Source organism: Caldimonas sp. (assembly GCF_046289365.1).
Classification (GTDB): domain Bacteria; phylum Pseudomonadota; class Gammaproteobacteria; order Burkholderiales; family Burkholderiaceae_C; genus Caldimonas.
The window spans coordinates 1-12,732 of the sequence record NZ_JBKBVU010000012.1 but is presented as its reverse complement, the minus strand read 5'-3'; the positions used below and the strand labels follow the sequence as shown (position 1 = coordinate 12,732).

General features: G+C 67.6%; 13 protein-coding genes, 1 pseudogene and 2 riboswitches. Of the genes and pseudogenes, 7 read left to right on the top strand and 7 right to left on the bottom strand.

Annotation, left to right across the window (positions count from 1 at the left end; genetic code table 11):
• Window positions 1–7: 7 nt before the first annotated feature.
• The 6 genes from ACK42S_RS02450 to ACK42S_RS02425 form a co-directional block, all read right to left on the bottom strand.
• Complete coding sequence (locus ACK42S_RS02450; RefSeq protein WP_409702879.1) at window positions 8–391, bottom strand: DUF1987 domain-containing protein; 384 nt, start codon at window positions 389–391, stop codon at window positions 8–10.
• Window positions 392–421: 30 nt separating this feature from the next.
• Window positions 422–1,003: a SiaB family protein kinase gene (locus ACK42S_RS02445; protein WP_409702877.1), complete on the bottom strand. Its 582-nt coding sequence runs from the start codon at window positions 1,001–1,003 to the stop codon at window positions 422–424.
• A complete protein-coding gene (locus ACK42S_RS02440) occupies window positions 1,000–2,277 on the bottom strand; it encodes a SpoIIE family protein phosphatase (protein WP_409702875.1) in 1,278 nt (425 codons plus the stop codon). Before ACK42S_RS02440 ends, ACK42S_RS02445 begins: the two co-directional genes overlap by 4 nt.
• Before the next feature lie 18 nt (window positions 2,278–2,295).
• The gene (locus ACK42S_RS02435; RefSeq protein WP_409702873.1) at window positions 2,296–2,838 is read right to left on the bottom strand and encodes a hypothetical protein; all 543 of its coding nucleotides are present in this window, start codon (window positions 2,836–2,838) and stop codon (window positions 2,296–2,298) included.
• A gap of 57 nt (window positions 2,839–2,895) precedes the next feature.
• A riboswitch (cyclic di-GMP riboswitch) is annotated at window positions 2,896–2,983 on the bottom strand.
• 41 nt (window positions 2,984–3,024) lie between these two features.
• Entirely contained in the window at window positions 3,025–4,305 is a 1,281-nt protein-coding gene (locus tag ACK42S_RS02430) for a D-amino acid dehydrogenase (RefSeq protein ID WP_409702871.1), read from the bottom strand.
• Between the two features lie 173 nt (window positions 4,306–4,478).
• Window positions 4,479–4,579, bottom strand: a riboswitch (glycine riboswitch).
• Window positions 4,580–4,653: 74 nt separating this feature from the next.
• Window positions 4,654–4,971: a nucleotide pyrophosphohydrolase gene (locus ACK42S_RS02425; protein ID WP_409702869.1), complete on the bottom strand. Its 318-nt coding sequence runs from the start codon at window positions 4,969–4,971 to the stop codon at window positions 4,654–4,656.
• A 91-nt stretch (window positions 4,972–5,062) separates the two neighbouring features.
• On the opposite strand from ACK42S_RS02425, the gene ACK42S_RS02420 reads away from it, so the two are divergent.
• Complete coding sequence (locus ACK42S_RS02420; RefSeq protein ID WP_409702867.1) at window positions 5,063–5,893, top strand: YihY family inner membrane protein; 831 nt, start codon at window positions 5,063–5,065, stop codon at window positions 5,891–5,893.
• Between the two features lie 25 nt (window positions 5,894–5,918).
• On the opposite strand, the gene ACK42S_RS02415 is transcribed toward ACK42S_RS02420, so the two are convergent.
• A complete protein-coding gene (locus tag ACK42S_RS02415; RefSeq protein ID WP_409702865.1) occupies window positions 5,919–6,695 on the bottom strand; it encodes an IclR family transcriptional regulator in 777 nt (258 codons plus the stop codon).
• A gap of 184 nt (window positions 6,696–6,879) precedes the next feature.
• On the opposite strand from ACK42S_RS02415, the gene ACK42S_RS02410 reads away from it, so the two are divergent.
• The 6 genes and pseudogenes from ACK42S_RS02410 to ACK42S_RS02385 all read left to right on the top strand — a co-directional run.
• Window positions 6,880–8,607 carry an FAD-dependent oxidoreductase gene (locus ACK42S_RS02410; protein WP_409702928.1) on the top strand — a complete coding sequence of 576 codons (1,728 nt, stop codon included), beginning with the start codon at window positions 6,880–6,882 and terminating at the stop codon, window positions 8,605–8,607.
• 28 nt (window positions 8,608–8,635) lie between these two features.
• Window positions 8,636–9,412 carry an SDR family NAD(P)-dependent oxidoreductase gene (locus ACK42S_RS02405; protein WP_409702863.1) on the top strand — a complete coding sequence of 259 codons (777 nt, stop codon included), beginning with the start codon at window positions 8,636–8,638 and terminating at the stop codon, window positions 9,410–9,412.
• 88 nt (window positions 9,413–9,500) lie between these two features.
• Window positions 9,501–10,577 carry a TRAP transporter substrate-binding protein gene (locus ACK42S_RS02400; RefSeq protein ID WP_409702861.1) on the top strand — a complete coding sequence of 359 codons (1,077 nt, stop codon included), beginning with the start codon at window positions 9,501–9,503 and terminating at the stop codon, window positions 10,575–10,577.
• Between the two features lie 70 nt (window positions 10,578–10,647).
• Window positions 10,648–11,226 carry a TRAP transporter small permease subunit gene (locus ACK42S_RS02395; RefSeq protein ID WP_409702859.1) on the top strand — a complete coding sequence of 193 codons (579 nt, stop codon included), beginning with the start codon at window positions 10,648–10,650 and terminating at the stop codon, window positions 11,224–11,226.
• A complete protein-coding gene (locus ACK42S_RS02390) occupies window positions 11,223–12,569 on the top strand; it encodes a TRAP transporter large permease subunit (RefSeq protein WP_409702857.1) in 1,347 nt (448 codons plus the stop codon). The genes ACK42S_RS02395 and ACK42S_RS02390 overlap by 4 nt, the downstream gene beginning before the upstream one ends.
• Window positions 12,570–12,602: 33 nt before the next feature.
• Window positions 12,603–12,732: pseudogene (locus ACK42S_RS02385) on the top strand (MBL fold metallo-hydrolase); the annotation flags it as partial.

The window sequence follows — 12,732 nt, the reverse complement described above, 5'->3', positions numbered from 1 at the left end:
AGGCGGCTCAGGCGCACGTCACGAGCCTCAAAGCGACATAGGGCAGGTCGCTGGCCAGATCGACACCGAGCTCGGCCATCACGTCGTCCTGGGCATCGTGCTCCCACTGCACCTCGACCTGTGCTCCGCGGCGGCCCAACGCGTCGAGCATGAGGAACAACTGGCGAAAGGCCTTGGTCGAGGCACTGTTCACGTAGTTCATTTGCACCTGCACCGCAAAGCGCAAGGGACGCTCCTGAGCAAAGTAGCGCTGCAACGTGCCCAGCAGCGGCTCGAAGAACACGAGCGGGTTTTCCGGATAGCACTCGCCGCGGATGCGCAGGTACTGCGCGCCGGGCTGGAATTCGATCTCTGGCGTGACAGTGGTGGCTGGAACACGAACGACGGACATGGGCAGTCTCCACAACGATGAAGCCAAGGTTCACAGCCGGGCATGCAAGACGAATATCACCCGCTCGTCGGCCGGCTCGCCGGTCGAGACGAAGGCATACTCCAGCGGCTGGCGGCTGTCGCGGGCGATGGTCAGCAACCCCAGGCCGCTGCCTCGGCTGTGTGGGTCGCGTCGGGCGTGCTCGTCATCGAGCAACTGGCGCCGGTAGCAGGCCTGGGTCTCCTCGCGGCTCATTGCGCGCAAACGCTCCATGCGCTGGCCGATGCGCTCCACATCCTCGCGATGCACCGGATTGGCACACAGGATCCAGCCCCCCCGGACAGCCTCGCCCGGGTTCGGCGCGGGGTCCAACCCCACGGTCAGCACCCCCACGCCAGCGCCGCGTCGCCCGCTGCGATCGCAGCCGTAATGCATGACGTTGTGTGCCATCTCCACGACGGCGGAAAAGAGCCGACGGCGCAAGCCTTGCGGCACCGAGGCCTCGACCAGGCGCTGCCGCACCGCCATGCCCAGGGCCTGCACCGTGTGCGGCTGGAAAAGTCCCTGATAGTGGACGCACAGCCCGGTCTGGGCAGCCTGGTCTGGCGGCGGCTCGTGTACAGCCGCCATCATGAGCGCACCCCGGGCAGCCGCAGGCACAAGGCCGTCACGTCGTCGCGGCGGCACTGCGCACCCTGCCAGGCTTTGAGCAGTTCGCTCAAGGCCGCCCCGACCTCGCTGGCCGAACGGTGGCGTTGCGCGGCGAAAAAGGCGGCCAATCGCTGTTTGCCCAGCGCGATGCCCTTGGGTCCTCCAGGCTGATCGATCACCCCATCGGTGACCACCATCGCCAAACGCGGCCGGTGCAAGACGATGCGGCGCGTGGTCCACACCGTTTCGTCGGGCGTGCCGGCATAGCCCACACCGTGCTTGTCGCCATCGACGCACACGACGCTGCCATCGGCTTCCAACACCAGCAAAGACAGATGAGCGCTGGCAAACAGCAGTTCATCGCGGCCTTCGGGCAGCCACAACATTGCGATATCCAGGCCGTCATCGTGGCCGAGCTCACCCGGGCGCCGCTGCACCTGCTGCCCCAGCACTCGGCGCACGTGTCGGTTCAATTGCGACAGCCAGTGCCCCGGATCGATCGGCTCGCCCGAGGGCCAGCCCTGCACCCGCTGCTCCAGCCACGACAAGACCACCAGCGTCATGAAAGCCCCGGGTACGCCGTGGCCCGTGCAATCGATGACCGCGGCCAGCGCCCCCTGCGGCAGACGGCGTACGAAATAGCCGTCACCGCCCACCACGTCGCGCGGCTCCCACCACAGACTGCTGTCGGGAAAAGCCTGCGCCAAATGCGCGTCAGAGTCGCGCAGATGCGCGCGCTGAATGTGGCTTGCGTAGTCGATGCTGGCCAGGAGCTGGCGGGTTTTCTCGGCCTCCAGTTCGGACATGGCCTGCATGAGCGCAAACCCGCTGCCCGTGCCGCTGTAGCGGCCATGACGCACCGTGATGAACCCATCTTTGAGCACACTTTCGCCCTGGTGCACCGCCATTCTCATCAACACCTCCACCGTGGTGTCTTCTTCCACCACCAAGGGCGAGGGATTCATCCAGGTCACGCAGGACTGACGCCCGAACAACTCCTTCGCATAGGGCTTGGCATAGCTTTCCATGAACACATGCTTGTTCACCAAGCCCATCGGCCGACCCTCGGCCACCACCGCCACATTCGTCTGCTCGGGGTGGCGGGTGAAAAAGCGCATCAGCTCATCGTTGGTGTGAGCGGGCGAGACGCTGGGGCTGTCGGTGCGCAGATCGGCCGCCTTGGTGGCCAGGCGCTTGTCGGGCGTGGCCGCATGCAAGGCATGAGAAGCGGCCAGCAGTTCGTGGATATCGTTCACCGCGTTCATCGTGGCGTTTCACTCGGCGGGCTGCAGCAAGGCCTGGGCCAGGCCTTGGGGCCACACCGCATGGACCTTGTCCAGAAAATGCGCGGCGCGCTCGGCGCCAGCGTGCTCGGCAATGCGCTGCGCGATGTCTTGCAGCCAGGCCTTCATTGACGCCTCGTCGAACACCGCGCGGGCCGCCTCGCGCACGGCCTGCTCCTGCGGACGCACCATCAGCGTGGCCAACTCCAACGCATAGAGCTTGGCCTGCGCCAAAGAGCGCTGCTCGCGCGGGCTCGACGCAAGTCCCCCGTGCTCCGACGCGGGTGCTGATCCCGCCTTGATCACGGGCCTGGACGCCCACTCCACCCAGCCCGCATCGAGCAAAGCCTGGATCTGCTGAGCATCGATGCCCAAGGTTTGCGCTGCCGCCGACAAGGCCTTCAACGGCTTGCGGCCATCGATGAGGATCAGGAAAGAGCGCTGCGCCCGCGTGCCGGTGAACCCGCGCTCTGCCAGCGCCTCTCGTCCTTTTGCCGTTTTGCGCAGGACGCCATCGACAGGCCATCCCGACATGCTTGCCCTCCAGGTTCAAACACCCGCGAGAACGATCGGCCAAGGCACAGGACTAGCCCAGGCGGCCCAGCCGGCATGGCGCCACAAGCGCTGTAGCCCGATGGCTTTGCGTCACCGCCTTTCGGCGGCTTTGCCTTTCTCTCGCGGTCCACCACCTTCGCGGCGGACCGCCAGTGTCACAAACCGTTACGACAAACGGATGACAGCCTCGCCGGGCGCAAGGCTGCGCGCGCCGACCGACGCCGACCGGCCCAAGGCGCGATCGACCACCGTGCCGACGAGATCGGCCGTGGCCGCCGACAGCGTCCAGCCCAGGTGGCCGTGGCCGGTGTTGTAGAACACGCGCGGATGACGGCCGCGGCCCACGCGGGGCATCATGTCGGGCATCATCGGCCGCAGCCCCGCCCAGGGCACCACGCTGCGCGTGGACACCCCCGGGAAGCAGCGCTCCACCCAGTCCACCAGCGGACGGATGCGGTCGGCCCGGATGTCGCGGTTCTCACCGTTGAACTCGGCCGTGCCGGCCACACGGAAGCGGTCCACGCCCAGCCGGCTCGTCACGATCTTGGTCTCGTCGTCGAGCAGGCTCACCGTGGGTGCGGCGGCCTGGCTGGCCTGGTCCAGCAGGTTCACGGTGATCGAATAGCCCTTCACCGGATAGACGTTGACCCGGTCGCCGAGCTGCGCGGCCAGGGCCCGGCTGGCCACGCCGGCGCACACCACCACCGCGTCGAAACGCAGATCGTGCTCGCCGCCAGGCCCGGCCAGCGTCACGCGCACGCCGTCGTCCAGCGCCTTGAGCCGGCGCACGTCCTGGCCGTACAGGCAACGCACGCCATGGCGCTGCGCCGCCTGCGCCAGCCCGTGGGTGAACTTGTGGATGTCCCCGGTGGTGTCGCTGTCGGTGTACCAGCCGCCGAAATAGCGGCCCGCCAACGTCGGCGCGATCGCGCGGATCTCCTCGGGCGTCACGGCGCGACGCTGCAGCCCGCCGGCGGCCAGCAGAGCAGACACGCGGCGGGCATGTTCGAAACCCGAGCGGTCGCGGTAGATGTGCAAGATGCCTTCGCGCCGGTGATCAAAGTCAATGCCCTCTTCGTCGGCCCACGCATACAGGTGCTCGCGCGCGGCGATCGCCAGGCGCGCCGTCTCGATGGTGTGGCGGCGGTAGTGCGGGATGCTGGCGATGAACTGCGCAAACCAGCTCAGCTTGTGCCAGCTCGGCCGCGGGTTCACCAGCAGCGGCGCGTCGCTCTTCAGCATCCACTTCAGGCCCTTCCAGACCGTGGCGGCGTGGTTCCACACCTCGGCGTTGGAGGCCGACAACTGCCCCCCGTTGGCATAGGAGGTCTCCATCGCGGCATAGCGATGGCGCTCGAACAGGGTGACGGCCAGACCGCGGCGGGCCAGGGCATAGGCGGTGGTGACGCCGGTGATGCCACCGCCGATGACTGCAATGGAAGGCATGAGAGCTCCTCTCAGGGAAAGCCGCGCGTCGAGGATGGAGCCCGGGCTGCGCGAACCGCAGCCTGGACGCCCCCTCTGTTGCGGACCTGAGAGATTCGCGGGCGCATGGAGCTCCCGCTTGCTCCTTCGGTGCTGACCGGCGACGCGAACGGCCGGCAGCTCTTCAGAGTCGGTGGACGATGCCGGTCCTTGGGCCTGAGAGTTTCCGGGGCGGTTGCTCCTTCGGCGCCGCCTGGGCCAACACACCCCCGGCAGGCTCTCCCGACATCACCATGGCCGCCGTGGGGCAGCCATGACACCATTGTGCCTGAAGCGCTGCGCCGCGTCCCCTCCGAGCCGCTTGCCGCTTCATCGGCTAGCGGGAAACCGCTGCTCGTTGCGTTCGATTTTGCGCCGGGCCGCCTCCAGCACATCGACCTCCATCACCGTGGCCAACTGCACCAGATACAGCAGCACATCGGCCATCTCGTCGGCCACCTCGGCCTTGCTGGCCGTATCGAGGTGGCCGCTTTGCGCCTCGCTCAGCCACTGGAAATGCTCCAGCAGCTCGCCGGCCTCCACGGCCAGGGCGCAGGCCAGGTTCTTGGGCGAATGGAAGCGCTGCCAGTCACGCGCCTGGGCGAACTGCTGCAGGCGCTGGGCCAGCGCGGCCAGGGAATCCGTCATGGGCGCCTCCGGCGTCGAATCTTCACGGGAAAGGTGGCCTCGATTCTCGGACAATCCGCCCCGCGCCCGATACCGGCCCCTCGTGCCTGCCATGCTCTCCCGCCTTCGTCGACTCCTCGATCGCCTGCGCGACGCCCGCCTGGCCCAGGCGGCCGGCAGCCTGAGTTTCACGACGCTGCTGTCGCTCGTACCGTTGCTGGCCGTGGGCTTTGCATTACTGACCCAAGTGCCTGCCCTTCGGCCACTGCGTCAGACACTGGAAGCTCTGTGGCTGCCGCATCTGCTGCCACCGGACATCGCGCAGCCGGTGCTGCAACACCTCGGGCGCTTTGCCAACAACGCCCAGGCACTGAGCTGGAGCGGCTCGGCCCTGCTGCTCGTGGCCGCGCTGGCGATGATGCTCACGGTGGAGACGACGCTCAACCGCATCTGGCAGGTCCGCCAGGGGCGGCCGTGGCTCAAGCGTCTGGCACTGTATCTGCCCATGCTGGCTGCCGGGCCGCTGGTGTTGGGCGTGAGCCTGTGGGCCAGCTCACGGGCTTGGGCCCTGTCCAAAGGCCTGCTGAGCCCCTGGCCGCCGGCCGCCGAAGCGGTGTGGACGCTGGGGCCGGCCGCGCTGAGCCTTGCGATGCTGAGCTTGCTGTTCTACCTGATACCCCATGCCCCCGTGCGCCGGCGCGAGGCGCTGCTGGGCGGCCTGCTCGGCGCGGCCGCACTGGAAGCCGGCAAACAGGCCTTCGCCGCCTACGTGCTCACGCTGCCCACCTACCGCACGCTGTACGGCAGCTTTGCCGTGCTGCCGGTCTTCCTGCTGTGGATCTACTACTCCTGGGCCGTCACGCTGGCGGCGGCCGTTGTGGCCGCCCATCTCGGCGCGAGCGCCGGCGCCCGGCAGGGGCGCCACCGGCGTGCCGGGGTCTGAGTTCTCATCACGGGCGCCGGCCGACTCAGGCGCCGGAAAATCCCAGCCGGGCCGAGATCTGCTCGGCGCAGCGCTTGAGGGGCACCGCGATCCGGCCGTCCCAGGCGGAGTCGAACGAGGCCTGCGGCCCCATCGCGGTGATCGCCAGCACGATGTGCCCGTCGGCATCGAACACTGGAGCGGACAAGGCATCGATGCCCGGGATGGGCTGGCCCAGGCTGCGCGACAGGCCGTGTTCGCGCGTCTCGGCCAGGTAGGCATTGACCTGCGCGCGCGTGAGCAGGGGATGGCCGGTCGTTCCGCCTTGGCGCGAGAGATCCTCGTCGATGAGCCGCTCGACCACCTTGGGTGGCAGATAGGCCGCAAACAGGCGCCCAGTGGCGGTGTAGGTCAAGGACATGACCGTGCCGGTGCGCAGGTTCACGTGCATGGGCTGCACGGGCTCTTCCAGCCGCACGACGGTGGCCCCGAAGTTGCCCCAGACGGCCACGCCGATGCTCTGCTGGGTCTGCGCCGCCAGGGCCTCGATGAAAGGCGAGGCCTCCTTGATCGGGTCGAGCCTCTGCAGCCGCGCCAGACCCAGTTGCAGCGCCAACGGGCCCAGTTCATAGCGCCCGGCCGCATCCTGCACCACGAAGCCCAGCTTGAGGTAGCTCACCAGGTAGGGATGCGCCTTGCCCACCGTGATGCCGGCCGCTTTGGCAACCTCGCGCAGGGCCATCGGGGTCACCTGGCGCGACAAGGCAATCAGCAACTGGGTTCCGATCTCGACGGATTGGATGCCACGGCGGGGCTTTTCCATGGAGGGCGCTCCGGGTTCAGGCGAAGGACGGCGCAGTATAGGCATCAGGACTTTCCCTAGAGTTATCGGGTATCTAAGGCGATGGCGTAATTTTCGATAGGATCAGATGTGTTGACCATTATCAAATCAATGCCTAGACTTCGTCCAACACGACTTCGTCCAACACGATGCAGAGGTGAATCCCATGAACATGGCGCGGCACGAATGCGACGTCCTGGTCGTCGGCAGCGGTGCATCAGGTATGTCCGCCGCCATCACGGCGGCCGCCCGGGGCCTGGACGTACTGGTGGTCGAGAAGGAGCCGCTCTTCGGCGGCACGACCGCTCGCTCCGGTGGCTGGCTGTGGATCCCGGGCACCCGTTTGGCCACCGAGCAGGGCCTGCGCGAGCCCGAGGGCGCGGCCCGCACCTATCTGCAACACGAAGCCGCCACCCATTTCGATCCCGAGCGGGTGGACGCCTTCCTGAGGCATGGCCCCGAAGCCATCGACTTCTTCACTCGCGAGACCTGCGTCCAGTTCGACATGCCCGCGGTGTTCCCCGACTACCACGCCGAGGCCCCCGGGGGGCAGCCGGGAGGGCGCTCGATGGTCACCCGCTCCTTCGACGGGCGTGAGCTGGGGCCGCAGATCCGGCAGCTTGCCCCGCCGCTGCCCGAGCTGACCCTCTTCGGGATGATGCTGGGCTCGGGCAAGGAGATCTGGCACTTCATGCGCGTGTTCAAGTCGCTGGAGTCCTTCGTCTACGTGTGCCGGCGCCTGACCCGCCACGCGCTCGACGTGCTCGTGCACGGCCGCGGCATGACGCTCACGAACGGCAACGCGCTGGCCGGCCGGCTCGCCAAGGCCGCCATGGACCGCCACATTCCGCTGTGGCTGTCCTCACCGGCGCGTGAGCTCGTGCGCGAGGGTGGGGCCGTGGTCGGAGCGATCGTTGACCACGAGGGACGCCGCACCGAGGTGCGCACCCGCGTGGGGGTCGTGCTGGCCTGCGGCGGCTTCCCCCACGACATCGAACGCCGGCGTGCACTCTTCCCGCATGCCCCCACCGGCAGGGAACACCACACCCCGTCTCCCGAGGGCAACACCGGCGACGGATTGCGACTGGCCGAATCCGTGGGCGGTGAGGTGGACACCACGATCCCGCACGCCGCCGCCTGGGTGCCCATCTCCGTCACCCTGCGTCCCGACGGCTCGCGCGGCGTCATGCCGCATTTCATCGACCGTGCCAAGCCAGGCGTCATCGCGGTGACGCCGCAGGGCCGACGCTTCACCAACGAGGGCAATTCCTACCACGACTTCGTGCAGGACATGGTCAAGCACTGCCGCCACGGTTCACAAGTCTTCGCCTGGCTGCTGTGCGACCACCGGACCTTGCGCACCTACGGCCTCGGTTGTGTTCCGCCGTTCCCGATGCCCATCGGACGCCACCTGCGCACCGGCTACCTGCGGCGGGGTCATACCCTGGAGGAACTGGCCCATGCGATCGGCGTGGAACCGGCCACGCTGCGCGCGACGGTCGATCGGTTCAACGAACACGCCCGCCGGGGCGAGGACCCCGACTTCGGCAAGGGCAGCCGGGCCTACAACCGCTACCAGGGGGATGCACAGCACCGGCCCAACCCCTGCGTGGCGCCGCTGGAAAACGGCCCGTATTACGCCATCCGGCTGCTCATCGGCGACATCGGCACCTTCGCCGGCCTGCGCACCGACGCTCGCACACGGGTTCTGGATGCACAGCGGCGCCCCATCCCCGGGCTGTACGCCGTGGGCAATGACGCCGCCAGCATCATGGGCGGCAACTACCCGGGCGCGGGCATCACGCTTGGACCGGCGCTGACCTTCGGCTACATCGCCGGCTGCGAACTGGCCGAGGCCGCCACGCGAACTCAGGCGGTCCGGGCGGCGGCCTGAGCGGGCCACAACCGCAGGAGCTCCACCCATGCAGACTCCCTGTCTCCCGATCCCCCGGCTGCTGGAGGGCCGACTTGCGCTGGTCACCGGCGCAGGACGGGGCAATGGGCGTGCGATCGCGCTGGGCTTGGCCCGCGCCGGCGCCCGCGTGGTTGTCACCGACCTCGACGCGACCGGCGCCCGCGCCACGGCCGAGCAGATCCGGACGGATGCCGGCCAAGCCTGGCCGCATGCCCTGGACGTCACCGACCCCCACCAATGCCAGGCGCTCGCCCGGCAGGTGCGCAGCGAGGCGGGCCGCGTGGATCTGCTGGTCAACAACGCCGGAATCATCATCCGCGAGGGCACGGACACGCACCGGGCGCCGGAGAACTGGCGCCGCACGATCGACGTCAATCTGCACGGCACCTTCAACGTCACCTACGCCTGGCTGCCCGACCTGAAGGCCACTCACGGCACGATCGTCAACATCGCCTCCATCGCGGCCTACGCGGGGCAGGGCGGCAGCCTGGGCTATTCCCCGTCCAAGGGGGCCATCAAGATGTTCACGCAGTCGCTGGCGGCGGAGTTGGCGGTCCATGGCGTGCGTGTCAACGCGCTGGCCCCCGGTGTGATCGAGACGCCGATGACGGCCCCCACGCGGCAGGATCCGCAACGCCTCGAACGCTTCATGTCGCGCATCCCGATGGGACGCCTGGGCCAACCCGAGGAACTGGTCGGTCCCGTCGTCTTCCTCAGTTCCGGCCTGGCCTCCTACGTCACGGGGGTGACCCTGCCGGTCGACGGCGGCTTCCTGGCCGTCTAGGACTCGTGACCATGCCCGTTCTTTCCCCCGCGGCCGCCAAGCGGCCCCTTGCAGCCCCTCGCACCACCACCCAGAGAAGGAGACATCAATGAAGAGCCTCGATTCGGGCAGGATTCTGCTCAAGCGCATCGCCGCGGCCGCGGCCCTGGCCGCCACGGCCCTGGCCGCTCCTCTGGAGGTATCGGCCCAGGCCAAGAACTTCGACCTGCAAAGCGTCTTCGCGCTGCAGGTACCATCCATCGGTCAGAGCCCGGTCAAGTGGGCCGAGCGCGTGGCCCTGATGACCAACAACGAGGTCCGGATCAAGGTCCATGGTGCAGGCGAGTTCGTGCCCCCGTTCGAAGTCTTCGGTGCGGTCTCCAACGGTTCCATCCCGATGGGCTTCGACTGGATCGGCTACTGGGCCAACAAGATCCCGGTGGCCAACCTCGTGGGCTCCATGCCCTTCGGCCCCGATCCCGAGCTCTTCCTGGGCTGGATGTTCCGCGGTGGCGGACTGGAGATCATCCAGAAGGCCTACGACCCGCACAACGTCAAGATCATTCCCTGCCACCTAGTGGTGCCCGAGGCCGGCGGCTGGTTCAACAAGGAGATCAAGACCGTCAACGACCTCAAGGGCCTGAAGATGCGCATCGCCGGCCTGGGCGCCAAGGCGATGGAAAAGCTCGGTGCCAGCGTGCAGCTCGTTCCGGCCGGCGAGATCTTCGTCTCGCTGGAGCGAGGCCGCATCGAGGCGGCCGAGTTCTCGGCGCCGCAGCTCGACCTCGGCCTGGGTCTGCAGAAGATCGCCAAGCACTACTACTTCCCCGGCTGGCATCAGCCGGCGAGCTGGGACAGCATCATCATCAACATGGGGGTGTGGAAGTCGCTGCCGGTCCGGCACCAGAACGCCATGATCGAAGCCTGCTACGCCAACATCACCTACAACTGGTTCGACCAGATCAACGCCCAGATCGAGGCGATCGAGAAGATCGAGCAGGCCGGCGTCAAAGTGCAGCGCTTCCCCGAGCCCGTGCTGCAGGCCCTGCGCAAGGCAGCCACCGAGGTCATGCAGGAGGAGGCCGCGAAGGACCCGGTCTTCAAGGAGGCCTACCAGTCGCTGACGGCCTACGTCAAGCGCGTGGGCCGCTGGTCCGATCTGCAGGCGCTGCCCCGCGTCAACTGAGGTCTACGGAGCAGCCTGATCCGGCGGCCCCGCGGGTGACATGCCCCTGGGCCGCCGGCTGGAGATCAGCATGATCACATCCTTCCTCGCGTCCATCGAGCGGGGCTGCGCCTGGTTCGGGCGGGTCGCCTCATGGACCCTTCCCCTGCTGGTGGTGAGCGTGTGCGTGAGCGTGGTGCTCGTGCAGTTGCGGGCCAACGAGCTGCTCCACTGGGGCACGAGCCTGCCGGTGTTCGGGCAACGGCTCACCCTCAACGGATTGAACGACCTGCAATGGCACCTGTTCGCCATCGTGGTGATGCTCGGGACGGTCTACGCCCTGCACGACAACGCGCATGTCTCGGTGGATTTCCTCGCCAGCGGCTTCACGCCATCCACGCGCAAGCTCATCACGATCGTGTGCGATCTCGTGATCCTGCTGCCCTTTGCCTGCGTGATGGCCTGGTTCTCTTGGCAATACGTGCTCAACGCCTACACCTCCGGAGAGGGCTCCTCCTACGGAGGGCTGGGCGACCGCTGGATCATCAAGGCGGTCATGCCGCTGGGCTTCGGCCTGCTTGGCCTGTTCGGCCTGGCGCGCGCCCTGCGCCTGTCCATCGAGCTGGCCACGGGCCGCTCCACCCCCGGACCCACGACCGTAAGCCCATGACCTACTTCTGGCCTTTGCTGATGTGCGGCGCCTTGCTGCTGGGCATCTTCTCGGGCTATCCCGTCGCCCTGGTGCTGGCCGGCATCGGCGTGCTGGTGGCCTTCGCGGCCGACGTGCCCGTGCTGTTCCTGTCCACCGGCGTGTCGCGCACCTTCTCCGGCATCCTGAGCAACTGGCTGTTGATTGCCGTGCCGCTCTTCGTCTTCATGGGCCTGATGCTCGAAAAGTCCGGCATCGCCCAGCGGCTGCTGCGATCACTGGCCGGCATCCTCGGTTCGCTGCCCGGCGGCTACGCGTTTGCCGTGGCCATCATCGGCATCGTGATGGCCGCCTCCACCGGCATCATCGGCGCCTCGGTGGTGCTGATGGGTGTACTGGCGCTGCCGGCCATGCTGAAGAACCGCTACGACCCCCCTCTGGCCACCGGCGTGATTGCCGCCACGGGCACACTGGGCATCCTCATCCCTCCGAGCATCATGCTCGTCGTGCTCGGCGACACGATGCGCATCTCCGTGGGCGACCTGTTCGCCGGCGCCCTGATCCCTGGTCTGATGCTGGGCGGCCTGTACATCGTCTACCTGTGCCTGATCGCGGTCTTCAGGCCCCGGCTCATGCCGCCCCTGCCCGAGCGCGAACGCCTGCCGCTGGGCCCCGCGCTGTGGTCGCTGGCCCGGGACCTGCTCGCGCCACTGGTGCTGATTCTCACAGTACTTGGGTCCATCATCGCCGGCGTGGCCACGCCCACCGAGGCCGCCGCGCTGGGAGCTCTGGGCGCCTTCGTGCTAGCCCTGGCCGGGCGCCAACTGAGTTGGGCGCAGTTCGTCGCCGTACTGCACGAGACCACCAAGACCACGGCGATGATCATGTTCGTGATGGTCGGCGCCACGGTGTTCAGCGTCATCTTCCGCAAGCTGGGCGGAGACACCATGATCGCCGACGCCCTGGGCGTGAGCACCGGCGACGTCAATCCCTACTGGGTGATGTTCGTGATCATGCTCTTCATCTTCGTGCTGGGCATGTTCCTGGACTGGGTGGAGATCACCTTCATCGTGATCCCGATCATCGCCCCCATCATCGCCAGCCTGGACTTCGGCTTGTCACAGGAACACGTGCTGCTGTGGTTCGCGATCCTGTTCGCGCTGAACCTGCAGACCTCCTTCCTCACGCCGCCGTTCGGCTATGCGCTGTTCTACATCCGCGGCATCGCACCGCCCGAAGTCACGACGCGCATGGTCTATCGTGGCATCGTGCCCTTCGTGGTGATCCAGTTGCTCGGCCTGCTGCTGGCCATCGCCTTCCCGCCACTGGTGCTGTGGCTGCCCAGCCGGCTGCTGGGCACCTGAGCAGCGCCTTCATCGTGTCCGAGGAACCCCTCCATGACGACCAAAGCCTTTGCCAGCCAGGCCGATCTCGAGGAGAAGCAGGTCAGCTTCACCCGGCTGTCCGAGCATGCCTATGCCTACACCGCCGAGGGCGACCCCAACACCGGCGTCATCATCGGCGACA